The following is a 20,954-nucleotide window of genomic DNA, read 5'->3' on the forward strand; positions in this document are numbered from 1 at the left end:
GATGTCGATGATCAAAGTGGACAATCTGGCCGTCTCCTACGGTCACGGCCATGACGCGCTCAGGGTCGTGAAGGACGTGTCTTTTGAAGTCGCCAAAGGCGAAACCTTTGGACTGGTGGGCGAAAGCGGCTGCGGCAAGTCGACGGTGCTCGGCGCACTGGCCGGCCGCAACAGGAACTGGGGCGGCTCCGTCGTCATCAATGGCGAAGCCGCGCTACCGAAACGGACGAAAGCGCAGCTCGCGCTGCAGCAGATGGTGTTTCAGGATCCTTTCGGCTCGATCCACCCCCGCCATACGATCGGCCGGACTTTGCTCGAGCCGCTGGAAATCCATGGCTTGGACCAGCGACAAGAACGGATCGCACAAATCCTGCAGGATGTCGGCCTGCCGCATAATTTCCGCTACCGTTTCCCCCACCAGCTTTCCGGCGGCCAGCGCCAGCGCGTCGCCATTGCCCGGGCGCTGATCCTGAAGCCCCAGATCCTGCTTCTCGACGAGCCGACATCGGCGCTCGACGTGTCCGTGCAGGCCGAAATCCTCAACCTGCTCAAGGATCTGCGCGATCGCGAAAACCTGACCTTCGTGCTCGTCAGCCATGACATGGCGGTGATCGCCCATCTCTGCGACCGCGTGGCCGTCATGCAGGACGGTGTCTTCGTGGAAGTGACCACCCGGAAGAACCTGCTGCAGGGGACCGTCGCACATCCCTACACGAAGACGCTGCTGGATGGCAGCAAGGGCTATGTTTCGCCGCGCGCGCGCCGCGCCCCGGCCGACACGCTTCCAGCGTAGCGGATGACGCCACCAGCATCTCGGCAGCAACCGGATCTGCTTGTGCGCAAGGGGCCAGGGCCGGACCTTGCGCACCGCGAACGTCGAAAGTTACTCCCGCCTATGGCTTCGTGTCCTGTAAAGCGGGATTTTCAAGTGTCTTTATCTCAGGACCAGCCGCAGGGCACGCTGCGCCTCTTGCAACAATGGCAGATAGCGCTTTGCCATATCCGATGCGGGGGCAAGAACGGCCGGCGCTCCGATATTGATGGCCGCCACGGTCTGGCCTCGGTCATTCTCGATCGGCACGGCAATCGAGCAAAGGCCGATTTCGAGTTCCTGATCGATGATCGCATAGCCATGGGTTCGGACCCGGTTGAATTCCTCCATCAGTGCACCCGCATCCGTCTTCGTGTTTGGCGTATTCGCCATTAATTCGGTTCGCGACAGGATCGAGAGTGCCTCGCTTTCGGGAAGGGCAGCGAGCAGCACGCGGCCCATGGAGGCGCAATAGGCAGGCAATCGGCTGCCGGGAGTAAGGTTGATCGACATCACCCGCCGCTGCGATGCGCGGGCGATGTACACGATTTCCGCGCCATCGAGCACCGATGCAGAGGCGCTTTGGCCCGCCTTTTCGCAGAGATGATCGAGATGCGGCTGGATGAGCAGCGGCAGCGGTGTCGCGGAAAGATAGGCATGACCGAGCCGCAGGATCTTCGGCGTCAGCGAAAAGAACTTGCCGTCATAGTCGGCATAGCCGAGCTCCGCCAGGGTCAGAAGGCATCGCCGCGTCGTGGCGCGATCGAGACCGGTTTCCTTGGCGATATCGGCAATCGACAGCTTCTGCCGCGCCTCTCCAAAAGCCTCGATGACCTTCAGCCCCCGTGCAAATCCACTGACGAAATCCGTTTCCCGCATAGAAATCCCCAGTTCGATTTGTGCGATATATGAACAAATATCAAATAACGCACAAATCGCTTGCGGTCCAGAGTGCACGGATTTATGCCGGTAAATCAGGGACGCGAAGTCTCCGGCCGTCAGGATCAGGGAAAGCAGCATGGACAAGACAATCGGCAGCGTTGCCGACGCCGTCTCAGGGATCGGGGAGGGTGCGACCGTCATGATCGGCGGCTTCGGCGGCTCGGGCGCACCGATCGAATTGATCCACGCCCTGATCGACAAGGGTCCAAGAGACCTTACTGTAATCAACAACAATGCCGGCAATGGCCGGATCGGCATTGCCGCGATGATTGATGCCGGCATGGTCAGGAAAATGATCTGCTCGTTTCCGAGATCATCGGATCCCCGCGCCTTTACCGACAAGTATCTGGCAGGCGAGATCGAGCTGGAGCTCGTGCCGCAGGGGACGCTGGCCGAGCGTATCCGCGCCGGCGGCGCGGGTATTCCCGCCTTCTATACGCCGACGGGCTATGGAACAGAACTCGCAGGCGGCAAGGTCATCGCCGAATTCGACGGTCGTCCCTATGTCCAGGAGCGTTGGCTGAAAGCTGATTTTGCGATCGTCAAGGCCCATATCGGCGACGTGCACGGCAATCTCACCTACAATAAGGCCGCCCGAAATTTCAATCCGCTGATGTGCATGGCAGCGGCAAAGACGATCGTCCAGGTGTCAAGGATCGTTCCCCTCGGCACGATCGATCCCGAGCAGGTGGTTACCCCCGGAATTTTCGTCAACCGTGTCGTGGAAGTTGCGCACCCGCAGCAGGAGGAAGACCTCATTCGAGCCGGAGTGGTTTACGCATGACCATCGATACACGCACCACCGGAAACCCTCGCGTTGATACCAGGGACGACATCAAGCTTACCAATGCACAGATTGCCTGGCGGGCAGCCCAGGACATCGAGGATGGCGCCTATGTCAATCTCGGCATCGGTTTTCCCGAAATGGTGGCCCGTTACCAGCCTTCGGGCCGGCAGGCCATCTTTCACACCGAAAACGGAATCCTCGACTTCGGCGAGCCGCCACCTGCCGGTGAAGAGGACTGGGACCTGATCAATGCCGGCAAGAAAGCCGTGACGCTGAAGCCGGGCGCATCCTTCTTTCATCACGCCGACAGTTTCGCCATGGTACGCGGCGGCCATCTCGACGTCGCGATACTCGGTGCCTACCAGGTTGCCCAGAATGGTGATCTTGCAAACTGGCGTGTGGGTTCAAAAGGCGTACCCGCCGTCGGCGGCGCCATGGATCTCGTGCATGGCGCAAAACAGGTCTGCGTCATCACGGAACATGTCAGCAAGAACGGCGAGCCGAAACTGCTCGACAAGTGCACCTTTCCGCTAACGGGCGTTGCCTGCGTTACCCGCGTTTATACGAGCCATTCCGTGATCGACATTGTCGAGGGGCGTTTTTTGGTGAGAGAGAAACTGCCGGGCATGACCATGGATGAACTGCAGGCAATGACCGGAGCGCGGCTTCATGTCGATGCCGTTGTCGCTGACCTCGTTGTTCCGGCATTGTAAGGAAAACGGCATGACCGAAGCCTATATCTGCGATTATATCCGCACCCCGATTGGCCGTTTCGGCGGCGCGCTATCCTCAGTGCGGCCGGACGACCTCGCTGCGATCCCCTTGAAGGCATTGATGGAACGCAACAGCATCATCGACTGGGAGGCTGTCGATGATGTCATTTTCGGATGTGCCAATCAGGCCGGGGAGGACAACCGAAATGTTGCACGCATGTCGCTGCTGCTGGCCGGTCTGCCGGCCTCGGTGTCCGGTACGACCATCAACCGTCTCTGCGGCTCAGGCATGGATGCGGTGATCGCCGCCGCGCGCGCCATCAAGTCCGGTGAAGCCGATTTGATGATCGCCGGTGGCGTCGAAAGCATGAGCCGTGCACCGCTCGTCATTCCAAAGGCCGAAACGGCGTTTTCGCGCAATGCCGAGATTTACGACACCACCATAGGTTGGCGGTTCGTCAATCCGCTGATGAAAAGGCAATACGGCGTCGACAACATGCCCGAAACCGGCGAAAATGTTGCGCAAGACTATAAAATCAGCCGTGAGGATCAGGATGCCTTTGCCATGCGCTCACAGGCAAAGGCCGCAGCCTCGCAGGCAAGCGGCCGGCTTTCGAAAGAGATCACGCCCGTAACGATCCCTCAGCGCAAGGGCGATCCGGTCATTGTCCATCAGGACGAGCATCCACGCGTAACGACGGTTGAAGCGCTGGCAAAGCTCGCGACACCCTTCAGAAAGGAAGGCGGCACCGTCACTGCCGGCAATGCGTCAGGGGTAAACGACGGTGCGGCAGCGCTCGTCATCGCGTCCGGGGCGGCAATCAAGGCATATGGCCTTACGCCGATGGCGCGCATTCTCGGGGGGGCTTCGGCCGGCGTCGCACCGCGCGTCATGGGCATCGGTCCGGTCCCGGCATCGCGCAGGCTGATGGCGCGGCTCGGCATGACGCAAGAGCAGTTCGATGTCATCGAACTCAACGAAGCCTTTGCAAGCCAAGGCCTGGCCGTGTTGCGGGAACTGGGCATTGCCGATGATGACGCTCGCGTGAATCGCAATGGCGGAGCGATTGCCCTCGGCCATCCGCTCGGAATGTCCGGTGCGCGTATCGCTGGAACCGCAGCGTTGGAGCTGGCAGCGAGCAAGGGGCGCTATTCGTTATCGACCATGTGCGTTGGTGTCGGGCAGGGAATAGCGGTTGCACTTGAGCGCGTGTGAACGGCACTGATAATCTTCGGGCGGAAGCCGTCGGACCTGCGGCTAATAAATCTTCAGCCGGGCCTATCATGCTTTTCCGGTGGCATCGTGAAGAAAGTTCGTCGCTCCCGCCGACCGACGAAAGCGGTTCCATTCATTTATCTATGTTCGCGGGACTGGCTGGGAGATGCGCCGATGATGCGCTTGAAGGCACGGCTGAACGATGCTTCCGACTCGTAGCCAAGGCGTTCGGCGATCACGGCGACGCGCTGTCCTTCCCTCAGCCACTGGTGCGCCTGGTGCATGCGCATTCTGGCCACATATCTGGCAGGGGTTTCCCCCACGACGGTAGCGAAGCGTTGGGCAAAACCCGAACGGGAAGCGCCCATGTGACGGGCGAGCTTGTCGACGCTCCAATCATGCGACGGATCGAGATGGATAGCTGCCAGAACACGGCCGACTTCAGGGTTGCGCACGGCTGCGAGCCAGCCGGTCGAGTCGCCGCAGCCGTGCTCCACCCAGGTGCGGATAATCGTAGCGGTCAGGACGTCCGCCAGCCTTGAGAGAATGCCCCCTGCCCCGACGCGGTTCATATCCGCCTCCCGCATCATCGCATCGAGCAGGGGCGGAAGTGTCGGCTCGCTGGCGGCCAGATCGCTGGTGCGCATGACATCCGGCATCAGTTCCAACAGCGGATGCCGCTTGTCGATATTGAATCGCAAGACTGCAAAGAACAGGAGGTTTCTGGTATCGGGGCAGGCACATTGCAGATCGACGATACCATCGCAAAGGCGCTTGCGGGGCAAGCTTTCCACCGGCGTCGGCATCACACCCGGCTCACTTGCCAGAACATGGGCATCGCCGCGCGGCAAGAGGACAGCATCGCCGGGGTGCATCTCGGTCCATTCGCCTGAGGGCGATTGGAGAAAGGCGTGACCGGAAGCCAGGAAATGAAACTGCGCCTCCATTTGTGTCGGGTATGCCGTCGCCCAGGGAGCCGCTGGCTGGCAACGGCCATATTCCACGCCGTCGAGGCGAAGTCCCCTCAGCATCTCGGTCAGCGGGTCATTCATCGGGTGCTGCTCTTAGTTTGGACGAATGGTCATGTCTTCTGGCTTTTTCAGCATAGAAACACCAATGCTTCCCGTTTAGCCTTCTGTCAATAGGTATGGAGACAGCACATGAATGGCAAACAAGAGACACTTGGGTTTCGCGCCGACGATGGCCGCACGAAGCCTGCATGGGCGGGCGTGATTTCCCTCTCCCTCGGTGTGTTCGGCCTGGTTACCGCAGAATTTCTACCCGCGAGCCTGCTGACACCGATGTCGCAAGACCTCGGTGTCAGCATCGGCGCTGCTGGACAATCGGTGACGATGACCGCGGTCGTCGGCGCAATCGCCGGACCCGCCATCGTGGTCGGCACAAGCCGTTTCGACCGGCGCTATACGCTTCTGGGGCTCACCGCACTGCTGATCCTCTCCAGCCTGCTGGCAGCCCTGTCCAGCGGGCTGCCGATGCTGCTCCTGTCGCGTGCCCTGCTCGGGATCGGTCTCGGCGGCTTCTGGGCCATGTCGTTGGCTCTGGCGATGCGGCTCGTGCCGGAACGGCTGATGCCGCGGGCAATGGCCATCATCATGGGCGGCGTATCTGCCGCAACGGTCTGCGCAGCGCCTGTCGGCGCCTGGGTGGGCGACATAATGGGCTGGAGGTTCGCATTTGTGATCACGGCGGTCCTTGGCGTCCTTGCTCTCCTGACGCAGGCCTTCACTTTGCCCGCCATGCCCTCCGCCGGTCAGGCCAACCTGGGCACGATGGTCACCGTCTTGCGTCGACCCGCCATCCGCCTCGGGCTCCTGACGATTCTTCTCGTCGTGGCCGGCCACTTTGCCGGATTCACGTTCATCCGCCCATTCCTCGAGACCGTGCCGCATTTTGGCGTTGAAGGCGTTTCAGGGATTCTCCTGGCGTTCGGCATCGGCGGGTTCTTGGGCAATTTCGCCGGCGGTTTTGTCGCCGAGCGCAACACCGCTCTGTCGATAACGCTTGCGGCAGCCGGTATTGCCATCACGGCGTTCGCGCTGAGCTTTGCAGGCGCCTCGCCGGTCGTCGCCACGGTTGCCACAACCCTTTGGGGCTTTGCCTTCGGAGCGCTCCCGGTCAGCGTCCAAAGCTTCGTCACCCAGGCGGCATCCGATGAAGCAGAGAGTGCCGGGGCATTGATGCTCACAACCTTCCAGATTGCCATTTCGAGCGGCGCCGTGTTCGGCGGGCTCATCGTCGAAACCCATGGACCCGCCGGCGTCTTCGCCTTTGCCGGACTGTCAGCCCTGCTCGGCGCCACCCTGATCGGGTTTGCAAGCCGCACGCGCCTTGCCGCTGCCGCCGGATAGCACGCGAAGTCAGCTCGAACGGTCAGCCAGCGTGATTATCCCAGGCTCCGGCTGGCCGTTTTTCCGCATCAACACCGTCAGGGTCGGCTTCAATCCAGATAAGCGTTTGAGCCGGCCCGTTGCTCCTGATGTCGTCGGCCGCATTCGAAGTCCTTTCGCTTGAATCTCACGGACGATCAATTGGTCATATCGCCCGTCAAGCCGGATCACCGTAAGGAACAGTCACCGGAACTGTGAAAGCTGTCACATCGGGGGGCACGCCTCCCAGCTTGCTTATCGACACGAGACACGTCTGCGCGCTGCAGCCTTGTGAAAGGGAAGAGGCCCCTTGATCCAAGGTTACCGCATTCGGGTTGCCATGCTTTTCCAATCCTGACGCAAAATCGGGGTCGAACCATGCTCCCGTGGAAAGACGGACGACGCCAGGCATGACCGCCTCGATCAAGCGAGCCGATGAAAGACAACGGCCACGTGCATTGAAAACCTCGACCGGATCTCCGTTGGCTATACCCCGTGCTGCCGCATCGTCCGGGTGAATATCGACCGGTTCGCGGCCGTTGATCTTTCCAGCTTGACTGTGCGGGCTGGCATCCAGCTGGCTATGCAGACGGCGGGTCGGCTGGTCCGAGATCAGGTGCAGGCTGCCGGAGGGACACGTCTTGCTCCCCAGCCATTCCGGCGGCTCCAGCCAAACCGGATGAGCAGGGCAGTCGGCGAGATCGAAGCCCGCCAGCGTCTCGGAGTAAATTTCAATCTTGCCGGACGGGGTTGGCACCGGGAATGCTGCCGGATCCCTGCGGAAATTCTCCAGCATGATCACCGGTTTCGCCATTGGCTGCAGGTCGAACAGGCCCTCATCCCAGAACGTCTCGAAATCCGGCATGACGACGTTCTTGCGCGCTGCATTCTCGCGGGTAGTGGCGTAGATATGTCGCAACCAGCCGGATTCATCCAGGCCACCAGCGAAATCGACGTCCATCCGTCTGCCCAGTTCACAAAAAATCGCAAAATCGTCGCGTGCCTCGGCAAACGGCTCAAACACCTTCTTCATGGCAACGATATAATCTTCGCCGCCAGAAGCGCCGATATCGTTGCGCTCCAAGGGCGTCGTCACCGGCAGCACGATATCGGCAAGCTTCGCCGTCGGTGTCCAGTAGGGCTCGTTCACGATGATCGTTTCCGGCCGTTCCCAGGCTTTCAGCAGCCGGTTGAGGTCCTGATGATGATGAAACGGATTGCCGCCGGCCCAATAGACTGCCTTGATATCCGGATAGGTATGGGTGATGCCGTTATAGGTAAAGGTTTCGCCGGGTCGGGTCAGCAGGTCGGCGATCCTGGCCACGGGGATGAAGGCCGGGCAAGAATTGATGCCTTGCGGAAAGGCGCCGGCCTTGAACTTCACATTGGCATGCCCGACCGAATTCAGGGCGCCGTAGCCCACACCGAAACCACCACCCGGCAGACCGATCTGGCCAAGCATGGCGGCCAGCGTGACCAGCATCCAGAACGGCTGCTCGCCGTGCACGGCGCGTTGCAGCGACCAGGAAATGTTCAGCATCGTGCGGGCCGCAGCCATCTGTCGGGCGAGGAGTGTGATCCGGTCTGCCGCGACGCCGGTAATCTCTGCGGCCCAGGCGGGCGTCTTGGCGATACCGTCAGACGCGCCGGTGACATAGGCCTCGAACCGGTCGAAGCCGACGCAATGGCTCGTGAGAAAGCCCCGATCGGCGAGGTTTTCGGACATCAACGTCTCGGCGATGCCCAGCATCAGAGCCACGTCGGTATTCGGCCGGATCGCCAGCCACTCGGCCTCGACGGGCATGTTGTCGGACACCGGGCTGATATTGATGAAGCGCGCCCCCCGCGCCTGCATTGCCTGCATGCCCTGCTTCACCCGATGCCGGCCGGCGCCGCCCGCCGACATCTGCGCGTTCTTGATCGGCACGCCACCAAAAGCGACGAACAGTTTGGTTTGCTCTGCCAGAACCTCCCATGATGTGTGCTGGTCGAGCAGGATTTCGGTCGAGGCGACGACATGTGGCAGGATAACCCGGCCGGCGCCGAGGCTGTAATTATCGACATGGCTCACATAACCGCCGATCAGGTTGAGAAAGCGGTGAACCTGGCTTTGTGCGTGATGGAAGCGGCCGGCGCTGGCCCAACCATAGGAGCCGCCGAAGATCGCCTCGTTGCCATGATTCCTGACGATCCGGCCGAGATCGGCCGCCACCAGATCCAGCGCAACATCCCATTCGACCTCGACGAAAGCTTCGCGGCCGCGTAGATGGGGATTGGTCCCGGGTCCGCCTTCCAGCCAGCTCTTGCGGATCGCCGGACTGGCTATTCGCACCTTCCGCAGCGACGGCGCCGCCATATGCAGGCCGATTTCGGAAGGATCTGGATCGGATTGAAGCGCCTTGATGATCGGTGAACCTGTATCATCGTCGACTTCGTAGATGCCCCAATGGGCGGCTGTATAGCTCCTCGGGGCAGACTTGCTCATGCGATCACTTCACCGCCAGCAGCGAGGCATCGCGCGACTGCAGGGCCTGGATCACCCGTGCCGCACCATCGTCGATCGCATGTTCGATCGCCGTGCGGGCTGCCTCCGGCGCGCGGTTGCGCATGGCGAGCAGCAGGTCCTCGTAGTTATGGTGTTCCGATATGACGCTGTGTTCTTCCGGGTAGAGATAATTGAAGCCCGGCCCTGCCTTCAGCCACAAAGTCTCGATCACACCCAGCAGCGTCGGCATCTTGGCGGCTGCATAGAGGACGAATCGAAACTCCTTATTCTTCTGAAGGGCCAGATGCGGATCGGCGGCGTTCTTGGCGGCCAGATATTCCGCCAGCAGAGCCTCCATCCGCGCGATGTCGTCCGCATGGATCTGCAGCGCGGCTTTCGATGCCGCGAGCCCCTCGACCGCTTTGCGGATTTCAGCGATTTCCAGATATTGTGCGGCGCTCAGGCTCGGCACGCGAAAAGACTGAGCCGGTTCCGCGGTCAACACGCCCGAGGAGGCAAATCGCACGAGAGCCTCGCGCACCGGCGTAATGCTCATGCCAAGTGAGTCGGCCAAATCCTTGGTTACAAGGCGCGTCCCCGGCTCCAGACGGCCCTCGATCAATGCGGCGCGCAATTCATCTTCCACATGCGTCACCAGACTCTTGCGCGGAGCAGCACTAAACAAATTCACACTCAAAATCGCCTCCTATTGAGTAAATGCCTGGCTTTTCACCATGTGACGAGGTGCGCACATATCTTGTGCAATGAGAATATATCATATATCATTCACCCATTCATAGTGTTCTTGATGCGGCGCGCGCTGCAAACAAGCCCCTTAACCCAGGAGAGAGTGCGAGCCTCATGAAAAAATTTGCAGCCCTTGCCCTTGCCACCGCAATATTGCTGCCATGGGCCCCCCTTTCCGCGACGGCGGCCGATATCACGGTCGCCCGTTCAGCCTCCACCACCGCAATGGACCCTGGGTTCCTGAGAGAAAGCGCCACCATCGTCGATAACATCTTCGACACGCTGGTGATGCGCGACAAGGACATGAAGCTGGTTCCGGGATTGGCCGAATCCTGGACCGCGATCGACGATACGACATGGGAATTCAAAATCCGCAAGGGCGTGAAATTCCACAACGGCGAGGATTTCAACGCCGAAGCCGTCAAATTCACGATCGATCGTGTTCTTGACCCGGCCGCCAAGTCGCCGACACTTTCCTACATCCGCACCATCGCCGGCGTCACCGTCGTTGATCCCTACACCGTGCGCATCAAGACCTCGGCTGCCGATCCGCTGTTGCCGACGCGCATGAGCCGCTATCCGGCCTATATCGTGCCGCCGAAATATGTCACCGAAGTCGGCAACGATGTGTTTGCCACCAAGCCAGTCGGCACGGGTGCCTACAAATTCGTCGAGTTCATTCCCGACCAGCACGTCATCCTTGAAGCCAATAAGGACTATTGGCGCGGTGCTCCGGTCGTCGACAAGGTCACCTGGCGTGCCATTCCCGATGGCACGGCCCGCCTGACCGCGCTGGTCACCGGCGAAGTCGATCTGATCGAGAACGTGCCCGTCGATCTGGCGCCGATGATCGCCTCCAGCCCGGATGCTGATCTGGTGCCTGTCAAGAATGGCGGCCTGACCATCTATCTCGGCCTGGTGATGGGCCAGAAGCCGCTCGACAACGTCAAGGTTCGCCAGGCACTGGACATGGCGATCGACCGTCCCTCGATCGTGAAAAACATTCTGCAGGGCATGGCCACCGCGAAGGGCACTCAGGTCGGCCCCGCCGATTTCGGCTATCTCGACATTCCAGTGACCAAGTTCGATCCGGCCAAGGCGAAGGCGCTGCTGGCGGAAGCCGGCTATCCCGAGGGCTTTACCATCAAGATGCAATCGACAACCCGCTACATGAAGGACGGTGAAGTCGCCCAGGCAATCGCCCAGCAGTTCGGCGACATTGGCGTCAAGATCGAGCAGGAAGTTCTGGACTGGTCGGTCTACACCCAGCAGGTTCCGCGCAAGGGGCCGATTTTCATGCTCGGCTGGGGCTCCACCCAGACGCTGGATGCGGATGCCGCAGTCTATGCAATCTTGAAGACCGGCGAGCCCTATTCGACCGCATCGATCCCCGAACTCGACAAACTGCTCGACGAAAGCCGCAGCATCGTCGATCCGGCTGCCCGCAAGGTGGTGCTCGAAAAGATCCAGACGCTCTCGGCAGAGCAGGTTCCGCTGATCCCGCTCTACCAGGAAGACAGCATCTATGGGAAAAGCAAGAAAATCGCCTTCGAAGGGCGTCCCGATGCGCGCATCCCGATCTTCGACATCACGACGAAGTAAGCAATGAACCGGCTCTGGAATGTGAAGGACAATGCCGACGCCGTGCTGGCGATCACGCTTCTGGTCGCCATCGCAGCCCTGTGTATCGTCGTGCCGCTGGCCTGGCCGGTAGACGCGACACGCGGTTTGCTGACCGCCACATTCCGACCGCCAATGACAACCGTTGCGGATAACATCTATCCCCTCGGTACAGACCAGCTCGGACGCGATCTTCTCGCCCGGCTGGGCCTGGGAACGCTGATATCGCTTTGCATCGTGCTGTCGGCCTCGGTGATCTCGGTCGTACTCGGCACCACCCTCGGCATGATTGCCGGCTATTTCGGCGGCTGGGTCGATATCGTCATCATGCGCGCCGTCGATATCCAGCTGGCCATCCCCTTCATTCTGCTTATCCTGCTGATCGTCGCCGTCATCGGTCCCAGCATGACCAATCTGGTGATCGTGCTCGGTGTGACCGGCTGGGCGGTGTTTGCCCGGGTTGCCCGCGCCCGGACACTGGAGGTGCGCGAACTCGAATATATCGACGCCTCGCGCGCCATCGGCCTGTCCCATGTCGGCATCATTTTCCGCCACGTGCTGCCCAACATCCTCGGACCGCAGACCGTGCTGCTGACGCTCGATCTGCCGCGACTGATCATTCTCGAAGCTTCGGTCGGCTTTCTTGGCCTTGGCGTACAGCCGCCGACCCCGACGCTCGGCAACCTGATCGGCGAAGGCCGTTCCTACATCCTTCTCGCCAACTGGCTGGTGCTCTATCCCGGCCTTGTCATCGGCGCCTTCGTCATCGGCTGCAATCTGTTGGGCGACTGGCTGGTGCGGCGCGCCGACAGCAGGAACTCGTAAGATCATGAAAGTGCTCAGCTATATCGGCGGTCGTGCGCTTCAGGGTCTGGTCGTCATGGCCGGCGTGTCGATGATCGTGTTTTTCGCGCTCTTCCTGACCGGCGACCCGGCCGCGCTGATGATGTCGCCGGACGCCTCTCGCGCCGAGATCGAGGCTTTCCGTGAAGCCATGGGCTTTAACGATCCGGTCTGGGTTCAGTACGGCCGCTTCGCCGGTGGCGTGCTGCAGGGTGAGCTCGGCAACTCGCTGCGCTTCCAACGCCCGGCCCTCGATCTCGTGATGGAACGTCTGCCGGCGACAGCCCTGCTCGCCTGCGTCGCATTGGTCTGGAGCTCCCTGCTCGGCTTCCTGCTCGGCACCATCGCCGCCGTGCGCAAGAACAGCGCGATCGACTTTGCCATTCGGGTGATTTCGCTGCTCGGCCAGGCTATACCAGTGTTCTGGCTGGCGCTGCTGCTGATCATCTTCTTCTCGCTGAAACTGCGCTGGTTGCCGAGCAGCGGCATCGGCAGCTGGCAACAGCTGGTGCTGCCTTCCATCGCGCTCGGCGCCTATTATCTCAGTGCCATCACGCGGCTGGTGCGCGCCAGCCTGATCGAGGTCCTGGGGGAAAACTATATCCGCACGGCGCGCGCCAAAGGTCTGTCGCAGTGGCGGGTCGTCGTCCACCATGCGTTGCGCAATGCGCTGATCCCGGTGATCACCGTTCAGGGCATGTATTTCGCCTCTCTGCTCGGCGGCGCACTGGTCACCGAGATCATCTTTGCCTGGCCAGGCATCGGCCGGCTTGCGGTGGAATCGATCCAGAATCGCGATTTCCCGGTGGTGCAGGCGATCGTGCTGTTTGCCGCCGCCGTATTTGTGGTGGTCAATTTCCTGGTCGATCTGGCCTATGTCTGGCTCAATCCACGGATCCGCCTGTGACCGCCGGCCTTTCTGCACTTGTACAAAAAGCCCTTGCCCTGACGCAGGCCTGGTGCCGCATTCCCTCCATACGGTGTGATGATGCCGCGATGGCAGAGCAGGTTCGAGCAATCGTTGACTGGCTGCAGACCGAACTCGGCGCCACCATCATTTCCCACCGCCCGTCGCACGGACGCGCGCCGGTCATCCACGCGCGTCTCGATGTCGGCGCCAAAGACACTGTCATCCTCTACAACATGTATGACGTGATGCCGGCCTCGCCGGAGGGCTGGTCCGTCGATCCCTTCGAAGGTGGCATCGTCGATCTCGACACCATCGGCCGAAGTTTCGTCGCCCGTGGCGCCGAAAACAACAAGGGGCCGCTGGCGGGCATGCTCTGCGTTCTCAAGGACCTGGCCGATAGCGGGCGGCTGCGAGTTAATGTCGAGATTCTGGTCGAAGGCGAGGAGGAGAGCGGCAGCGGCGCGTTGCGTGACTACCTGCACGATCCGGACTGCCCGGTACGCCCAAGCAGGGCAGCGCTCTTTCCGTCTTTCTGCGAGTACGGCGGTGGCCCACCGCGTGTCTATCTGGGTTTTTCCGGCATTGCCAAGGGGGAGATCCGCGTCGATGCCGGCGCCTGGGGTGGCCCGAAATCGCCGATCCATTCGAGCAACTCCCCCTGGATCGCCAATCCTGCCAGCCGCTTGATCGAGGTGCTCTCGCAGTTCGGGCAGGCTCCGACCGGACGGCTTGGCCAGATCGAACTCGACACCGAGGCACAGGCGATCGTCGCCACGCTTGCCGAAAATTTCGATCCGGCGGCCGAACTGCGCTTTCGCAACACCGAGCGATTTTCGCTGGAGGCGGATGCCGCCGCTTTGCTCGCCCACGTCCTGACGACAGCGTCGCTCAACCTGTCGAGCCTGACGACCGAGCCGCCACATTCCAGCGCGATCATCCCGCCGGTGGCGCGAGCCGGTTTCGACCTGCGCTGCCCGCCATCGCTCGACCCCGCCGACTATATCGCCGGTTTCCGGGCCATTCTGAAGGACAAGGCAATTGAGGGCGTGACGATCAGCGTCGCCGACAGCTACCGCGGCCACCGTTTCGCCAGGGGCGCCGCCGGCGTCGGCACGCTCTTGGATGTCTATGCCAAAACCTCGGCGCCACCGCAGATCTGGCCGTGGGCAATTGGCGCGGCACCGTCCTATGCTTTTGCCGGTCACGCGGAAAGTTTTTTGCTTGGTGGCGCCGGGCGCGGCGGCAATGCCCATGGTGTAGACGAATTCATGACGCTTGATGGTTTCGAGCGTTTTTTGACGTCCATCGCCCTCTGGCTGGAAGGGATGGGCCATGTCGGCACGGCCAGCAGGGATGGGGTGACATGCTGACGATGCGCTATCTTTCCCGCACGGACGCCCTGGCCGCTGGCGCTGGCGACTGGGCCTTGGCAGTTGCCGATGTGCGTGACGCCATCAGGCTCTACCACAACGGCGAGGCCGCGATGGTCGCGGAAAGCGTCCTGCCGATGGGCATGGATCCGCGTGAAAAGGCTTATGGCCTGCCGGCTTCGCTCGGCGGCCGCTTCGATGCCGCCGGGCTGAAATGGACGGTGCACCGCGCGCGCGCATCGGGCGATCTGCCAAGCATCACCAGCAACACGTTCGTCAACCGCCTGAGCGACGGCCGGCCGCTGGGTCTGGTGGAAAGTGGCCTGCTCACGACCGTTCGCACGGCTGCCGTTTCGGCGCTGGCGATCGAATGCCTCCTGCCTGCCGCGCCGCGCCGCGCCACACTTCTGGGTGCCGGACGACAGGCGGAAAGCCATCTGGCGATGCTGATCGCCCGGTTTCCGTCGCTCGGCACCATCCATCTCTGGAACAGAACAGCCTCACGCCTCGACAGGCTTGTGCAGACATTGCCGGATGCAACGCCTGCCCTTGACCAAAGCCCTGCCCTCGTCCGTCACGAAACACTGAATGCCGCGATCGCGGAAACGGATGTGATCATTTGCTGCACGTCGGCGCCGGAACCATTCCTGCTGCCATCTGCGGTGCGCCCGGATCGTCTCATCATTCAGACCGGCTTCCACGAAGCCAGCTTCGAGACAATCGCTGCCTGCGACGTCGTCACCGCCGATCTCTGGGGCGACTTTGCAGAAAGGAGCGCCAAAAGCCTGTTTCAGATGTATCGTGCCGGCCGCTTTCGGCCCGAGCAGGTGGCCGCCGATCTCTCCGGGCTTGTGGTCGATGGCTGGCGTCCGCCGGCCGGCAGTTCGCTGTACTTTTCCAGTTTCGGCCTGAACCTGTTCGACATAGCGCTGGCGCAGCGGGTGCTGCAACGGGCCGGGCAACACGATATCGGCACGGTGTTGCCGCTGTTCTAATGTGGAGGTTCCATGCCTGTTCTGATTTCTGCGACCGAATTGCTGGCCCGCCTTGGCGAGGACCGCCTTGTGCTGGTCGATGTCCGCCCGGAAGCCGACTGGCGCGCCTCCACCCTGCCCGGCGCCGTTAGCCTGAATGTCTATGATTACTTCATTCCGGAAAGCGACGAGGCCGGCATTGCCGGCATGGCGGCAGGCACGCTGGCGGCCTTCAAGGCCCTGTCGATCGATACTGCGAAGACCACCGTATTCTTCGAAAACCAGACCGGAATGATTTCGCCGCGGGGCCTGTGGTTCCACGAACTCGTGGGCCTGGAAGGTGGCCTGATCCTCGACGGCGGCTATCAGGCCTGGATCGCCGCCGGCGGCACCGTGGCCCCGGGCAAAGGCGAGCCTGCCACCATCACCCAGTCAAAAGCGCCAATGACGGCGGACGATTTTCACCGCGAGCTCGTTGCCTCGACAGCCGAGGTTCTCGATCACGACCCGTCCACCACCGATATTTTTGACGCCCGCCGGCTGACCGAATTCGAAGGCACGTTCCTCCATCCCTGCTGCGCCCGTCCCGGCCGTATTCCGGATGCCAAGTTCATGTATTTCGAAGACATGCTGGTCGATGGCCATTATCGCCCTGCGGCCGACATCCGCGCCCGTGCGCTCGACGCCGGTTTGTCGCCGGATCATACGATCATCAGCTATTGCCACCGCGGCGCCCGCGCTGCGACCGCGCTGTACGGCCTTCGGATGGCCGGCTTCAAGGATGTGCGGATCTTTGTCGGCTCATGGCACGAATGGGCCGGCAACAGCGCATTGCCGCTGCATATCGGCCCTTGCGAAGCTGCATGAGTGAGCCGCGACTCCTCACTGATTGCGCAAGTTGCCCTGCATGAGATCGATGACTGCGCGTGCCGCTTCCAGAACATTGGTTCCGGGGCCAAAGACGGCGGAGACGCCGTGGCTGATGAGAAAGTCATAGTCCTGACGCGGAATGACGCCGCCGACCACGACGATGATGTGCCCGGCACCCCGGGCCTTCAGCGCTTCGATCAGTTTCGGGGCCAGCGTCTTGTGGCCGGCTGCCAGCGACGAGATGCCCACGACATGCACCTTGCTTCTGACAGCGAGTTCGGCCGCCTCGTCGGGTGTCTGGAACAGCGGGCCGGCCAGTACCTCGAAACCGATATCGCCGAAAGCCGACGCGATGATCTTGGCGCCGCGGTCATGACCGTCCTGGCCGAGCTTGGCGACCATGATCTTCGGCTGCGCCCCCAGCGTGCCCGCGAAGTCTGAAAGGCGGGCGACGAGGGTGTTGTACTCCGGATCGTCGGCATAGGCGTCGCCATAGACGTCGGTCACGACCTCGGGCACGGCTGAGTGATCGCCGAAGGTGGCGCGCATGGCATCGGAAATCTCGCCGACAGTGGCGCGGGCGCGGGCGGCGTCGACGGCGGCCTCCAGCAGGTTGCCGCTGCCGGTGCGCGCCACGTCTGCGAGGCGGGCAAGGGTGTCTTCCACCGTTTTCGGGTCACGCTGGCGCCGGGTCTGTTCGAGGCGCTTCACCTGCGCCAGCCGCACGGCCGTGTTGTCGATCTGCAGGATATCGATCGGCGCCTCGTCGTTCAGCCGGTATTTGTTGACCCCGACGATCACCTCGTCGCCCTTGTCGACGGCGGCCTGACGCCGCGTCGCGGCTTCCTCGATCCGCCGCTTCGGCATGCCTGTCGCGACCGCCTTGGTCATGCCGCCCATGGCCTCAACCTCCTCGATCAGCGCCCAGGCCTCTACCGCCAGATCGTTGGTCAGGCTTTCGACATAGTAGGAGCCCGCCAGCGGATCGACGACCTTGGTGACGCCCGTCTCGTGCTGCAGGATGAGCTGCGTGTTGCGGGCAATGCGGGCGGAGAAATCGGTCGGCAGGGCGATCGCCTCGTCCAGCGCATTTGTGTGGAGCGATTGCGTTCCGCCCAGAACGGCAGACATCGCCTCATAGGCCGTGCGGATCACGTTGTTATAGGGATCCTGTTCCTGCAGCGAGACGCCGGAAGTCTGGCAATGCGTGCGCAGCATCAGGCTGGACGCCTGTTTCGGTTCGAATTCCTGCATGATGCGGGTCCAGAGCAGGCGTGCGGCGCGCAGCTTGGCCGCTTCCATGAAGAAATTCATGCCGATGGCAAAGAAAAAGGACAGGCGGCCTGCGAATTCATCGACATTCAGTCCCTTGGCAAGCGCCGCGCGCACATATTCGCGACCGTCGGCCAACGTGAAAGCCAGTTCCTGCACCAGTGTCGCTCCGGCCTCCTGCATGTGATAGCCGGAGATCGAGATCGAATTGAACTTCGGCATCTCCTTCGCCGTGTATTCGATGATATCGGCGATGATCCGCATCGAGGGTTCTGGCGGATAGATGTAGGTGTTGCGGACCATGAACTCCTTGAGAATGTCGTTCTGGATGGTCCCCGACAGTTTTGCACGCGCAACGCCCTGCTCTTCGCCTGCGACGATGAAACTGGCAAGGATCGGAATGACCGCGCCGTTCATCGTCATCGATACCGACATTTCGTCCAGCGGTATCTGATCGAACAGGATCTTCATGTCCTCGACGCTGTCGATCGCCACGCCCGCCTTGCCGACATCGCCCTCGACGCGCGGATGATCGCTGTCATAGCCGCGGTGGGTCGCAAGGTCGAAGGCGACGGACAGGCCTTTCTGTCCCGCCGCGAGATTGCGCCGGTAGAAGGCATTGGACTCTTCGGCCTTCGAAAAGCCCGCATATTGCCGGATCGTCCATGGCCGCCCGGCATACATCGTGGCGCGAGGACCCCGCACGAAGGGGGCAAAGCCCGGCAGGCTGTCGAGGTGGTCGATGCCTCTGATGTCCTCGGCCGTATAAAGCGGCTTGACGTCGATGCCCTCCGGCGTGCGCCAGGTCAGCGTGTCGGGAGAGGCCTTGAGCTCTTTTTCCGCCAGCGTCTGCCAGTCATCAACCGTTTTGCCAGACATCGTTTTGCCAGCCATAAAAGGGTCTCCTTTCACCGTAAACCTCGCTGGGTCCGCATGTCATTCGAACTCCATGATCACTTCATCGACGGCAAGACTGGCGCCTGTCTCGACCGCAACACGTTTCACCGTACCACGGCGTTCGGCGCGCAGCGTGTTTTCCATCTTCATGGCTTCCACGGTAGCAAGCGCCTGTCCCGCTTCGACGGTTTCGCCTTCCAGGACAGAGATTGATGTCAACACTCCCGGCATGGGGCAGAGCAGCAACTTCGAAGTGTCGGGCGGACGTTTTTTCGGCATCAGACGGGCAAGATCTGCGACCCTTGGTGAGCGAACATGGACGCGCTGGTCAATACCGCGCCAACGCAGCCGGATGGCGGTGCCGACCAGATAGATTTTCACGCCCATGACCGCCCCGTCGACAAGGAACGTGGCATGGCTCTGGCCGGGCGTCCAGTCGCCGGCAGCGGTCAGGACTGTGCCATCCGCCAGTTTGACAAGGGTGCCCTCGGCGCAGGCGTCGAGCGTCACGGCAACGTCCTGGCCTGCCAGGGTGACGACCCAGTCCTTGCCGATCACCCGACGATGATTGCCGATGGTACCGGAAATCTGCACGGCGCGCGCCTGCACCGCTTGATGCACCAGCGTGGCGACGACTGCAAGCTTGACCGCCGATGCTGCATCCGGCTCGACACCGTGGAAACCATCCGGGAATTCCTCGGCAATGAAGGCAGTGGTGATATTGCCCGACCGGAACCTGTCGTGCTGCATGACTGCGGATAGGAACGGCAGGTTATGGCCGATGCCCTCGACCTCGAAATCATCGAGTGCAGCGCTCATCGCATCGATCGCGGCCAGTCGCGCAGGTGTCCCCTCTTTTTCAGGGGCCCAGATGCAGAGTTTGGCGACCATCGGGTCGTAATACATCGAGATTTCTCCGCCCTCGAAGACACCGGTATCGTTACGCACGATGGTGCCGTCGGACGTGACCCCTTCCGCGGGTGGACGATAGCGCGACAGGCGGCCGATCGACGGCAGGAAGTTGCGGTAGGGATCCTCGGCATAAAGCCGGCTTTCGATCGCCCAGCCGTTCAGTTTCACGTCGTCCTGGCCAAAGGACAGCTTTTCACCCGAGGCGACGCGGATCATCTGCTCGACGAGATCGATGCCGGTGATCAGCTCGGTGACCGGATGCTCGACCTGAAGCCGGGTGTTCATCTCGAGGAAGTAGAAATTGCGGTCGCCGTCGACGATGAACTCCACCGTTCCGGCGGAAAAGTAGCCGACAGCCTTCGATAGCGCCACGGCCTGCTCGCCCATCGCCTTGCGCGTGGCGGCGTCGAGGAACGGCGAAGGGGCCTCCTCGATCACCTTCTGGTTTCGCCGCTGGATCGAGCATTCGCGTTCGCCGAGGTACAGCACCGTGCCGTGCTGGTCGCCCAGCACCTGGATCTCGATATGGCGCGGCTGGGTGACGAATTTCTCGATGAAGATCCGGTCGTCGCCGAAGGACGCCTTCGCCTCGTTCTTCGAGGACTGGAAACCTTCGCGAGCTTCCATATCGTTCCAGGCAATGCGCATGCCCTTGCCGCCGCCGCCAGCCGACGCCTTGATCATCACCGGATAGCCGATCGACGACGCGATCGCCACGGCTTCATCGGCGTCTGCGATCAGGCCCATATGACCGGGAACGGTGGAAACGCCGGCTTCCTGAGCGAGCTTCTTGGATGTTATCTTGTCGCCCATCGCCTGAATAGCGCCGACCGGCGGGCCGATGAACGCGACGCCTTCTTTTTCCAATGCTTCGGCGAAGGTGGCGTTCTCGGACAGAAAGCCGTATCCCGGATGCACCGCATCAGCACCGGTGCGCCGGATGGCGTCGAGAATATTCTCGATGACGATATAGGACTGGTTCGATGGCGCTGGGCCGATGTGCACCGCTTCGTCGGCCATGGTCACATGCAGCGCCTCGGCATCCGCATCGGAATAGACGGCGACAGTCGCAATGCCCATTTTCCTCGCCGTCTTGATCACCCGGCAGGCGATCTCGCCGCGGTTGGCTATCAGAATCTTTTTAAACATTGCCTGTCCACCGTTATGTCTGCTTGAGCTTCTGCCGGCCATTCCATCT

General features: G+C 61.6%; 17 protein-coding genes. 11 read left to right on the plus strand and 6 right to left on the minus strand.

All coding sequences use genetic code 11. The features are described from left to right. The first annotated feature begins 7 nt into the window (after window positions 1-7). Window positions 8-793 (plus strand): ABC transporter ATP-binding protein, encoded by a 786-nt coding sequence (locus PY308_RS20640; protein WP_275791222.1) that lies wholly within the window; start codon window positions 8-10, stop codon window positions 791-793. 141 nt (window positions 794-934) lie between these two features. Here the strand turns inward: PY308_RS20640 and PY308_RS20645 are convergent, their stop codons facing one another. Continuing rightward, the gene (locus PY308_RS20645) at window positions 935-1,690 is read right to left on the minus strand and encodes an IclR family transcriptional regulator (protein WP_275786449.1); all 756 of its coding nucleotides are present in this window, start codon (window positions 1,688-1,690) and stop codon (window positions 935-937) included. A gap of 139 nt (window positions 1,691-1,829) precedes the next feature. Here PY308_RS20645 and PY308_RS20650 point away from each other — a divergent pair, with 139 nt between their 5' ends. The 3 genes from PY308_RS20650 to pcaF are packed head-to-tail and all read left to right on the plus strand — an operon-like array spanning window position 1,830 to window position 4,469. Continuing rightward, window positions 1,830-2,537 carry a 3-oxoacid CoA-transferase subunit A gene (locus tag PY308_RS20650; protein ID WP_275786451.1) on the plus strand — a complete coding sequence of 236 codons (708 nt, stop codon included), beginning with the start codon at window positions 1,830-1,832 and terminating at the stop codon, window positions 2,535-2,537. Beyond that, entirely contained in the window at window positions 2,534-3,253 is a 720-nt protein-coding gene (locus PY308_RS20655; RefSeq protein ID WP_275786453.1) for a CoA transferase subunit B, read from the plus strand. The genes PY308_RS20650 and PY308_RS20655 overlap by 4 nt, the downstream gene beginning before the upstream one ends. A gap of 10 nt (window positions 3,254-3,263) precedes the next feature. After that, on the plus strand, window positions 3,264-4,469 hold the full coding sequence (gene pcaF / locus PY308_RS20660) for a 3-oxoadipyl-CoA thiolase (protein ID WP_275786455.1): 1,206 nt from the start codon (window positions 3,264-3,266) through the stop codon (window positions 4,467-4,469). Window positions 4,470-4,606: 137 nt separating this feature from the next. Here pcaF and PY308_RS20665 read toward each other — a convergent pair whose 3' ends face one another. After that, window positions 4,607-5,521, minus strand: a complete 915-nt coding sequence (locus tag PY308_RS20665; protein WP_275786458.1) for an AraC family transcriptional regulator — start codon at window positions 5,519-5,521, stop codon at window positions 4,607-4,609. A 108-nt stretch (window positions 5,522-5,629) separates the two neighbouring features. Here PY308_RS20665 and PY308_RS20670 point away from each other — a divergent pair, with 108 nt between their 5' ends. Further along, window positions 5,630-6,838: an MFS transporter gene (locus tag PY308_RS20670; RefSeq protein WP_275786460.1), complete on the plus strand. Its 1,209-nt coding sequence runs from the start codon at window positions 5,630-5,632 to the stop codon at window positions 6,836-6,838. Window positions 6,839-7,034: 196 nt separating this feature from the next. Here the strand turns inward: PY308_RS20670 and PY308_RS20675 are convergent, their stop codons facing one another. Continuing rightward, window positions 7,035-9,341 (minus strand): molybdopterin guanine dinucleotide-containing S/N-oxide reductase, encoded by a 2,307-nt coding sequence (locus tag PY308_RS20675; RefSeq protein ID WP_275786463.1) that lies wholly within the window; start codon window positions 9,339-9,341, stop codon window positions 7,035-7,037. Between the two features lie 4 nt (window positions 9,342-9,345). Continuing rightward, on the minus strand, window positions 9,346-10,032 hold the full coding sequence (locus tag PY308_RS20680; protein WP_275791223.1) for an FCD domain-containing protein: 687 nt from the start codon (window positions 10,030-10,032) through the stop codon (window positions 9,346-9,348). A gap of 170 nt (window positions 10,033-10,202) precedes the next feature. On the opposite strand from PY308_RS20680, the gene PY308_RS20685 reads away from it, so the two are divergent. From PY308_RS20685 to PY308_RS20710, 6 genes are read left to right on the plus strand one after another with little or no spacing between them, the layout of a single operon-like run. Continuing rightward, complete coding sequence (locus PY308_RS20685; RefSeq protein WP_275786466.1) at window positions 10,203-11,690, plus strand: ABC transporter substrate-binding protein; 1,488 nt, start codon at window positions 10,203-10,205, stop codon at window positions 11,688-11,690. Between the two features lie 3 nt (window positions 11,691-11,693). Further along, entirely contained in the window at window positions 11,694-12,533 is an 840-nt protein-coding gene (locus PY308_RS20690; RefSeq protein ID WP_275786469.1) for an ABC transporter permease, read from the plus strand. A 4-nt stretch (window positions 12,534-12,537) separates the two neighbouring features. After that, window positions 12,538-13,458: an ABC transporter permease gene (locus PY308_RS20695; protein ID WP_275786472.1), complete on the plus strand. Its 921-nt coding sequence runs from the start codon at window positions 12,538-12,540 to the stop codon at window positions 13,456-13,458. Beyond that, window positions 13,455-14,831: a M20 family metallopeptidase gene (locus PY308_RS20700; RefSeq protein WP_275786476.1), complete on the plus strand. Its 1,377-nt coding sequence runs from the start codon at window positions 13,455-13,457 to the stop codon at window positions 14,829-14,831. The genes PY308_RS20695 and PY308_RS20700 overlap by 4 nt, the downstream gene beginning before the upstream one ends. Further along, complete coding sequence (locus PY308_RS20705) at window positions 14,825-15,826, plus strand: hypothetical protein (RefSeq protein WP_275786479.1); 1,002 nt, start codon at window positions 14,825-14,827, stop codon at window positions 15,824-15,826. Before PY308_RS20700 ends, PY308_RS20705 begins: the two co-directional genes overlap by 7 nt. 12 nt (window positions 15,827-15,838) lie before the next feature. After that, window positions 15,839-16,672 carry a sulfurtransferase gene (locus tag PY308_RS20710; protein ID WP_275786482.1) on the plus strand — a complete coding sequence of 278 codons (834 nt, stop codon included), beginning with the start codon at window positions 15,839-15,841 and terminating at the stop codon, window positions 16,670-16,672. A 15-nt stretch (window positions 16,673-16,687) separates the two neighbouring features. On the opposite strand, the gene scpA is transcribed toward PY308_RS20710, so the two are convergent. Beyond that, a complete protein-coding gene (scpA, locus tag PY308_RS20715) occupies window positions 16,688-18,826 on the minus strand; it encodes a methylmalonyl-CoA mutase (RefSeq protein WP_275791224.1) in 2,139 nt (712 codons plus the stop codon). A gap of 57 nt (window positions 18,827-18,883) precedes the next feature. After that, entirely contained in the window at window positions 18,884-20,905 is a 2,022-nt protein-coding gene (locus PY308_RS20720) for an acetyl-CoA carboxylase biotin carboxylase subunit (protein WP_275786483.1), read from the minus strand. Window positions 20,906-20,954: the final 49 nt, after the last annotated feature.

The organism is Pararhizobium gei (assembly GCF_029223885.1).
Lineage (GTDB): Bacteria > Pseudomonadota > Alphaproteobacteria > Rhizobiales > Rhizobiaceae > Pararhizobium > Pararhizobium gei.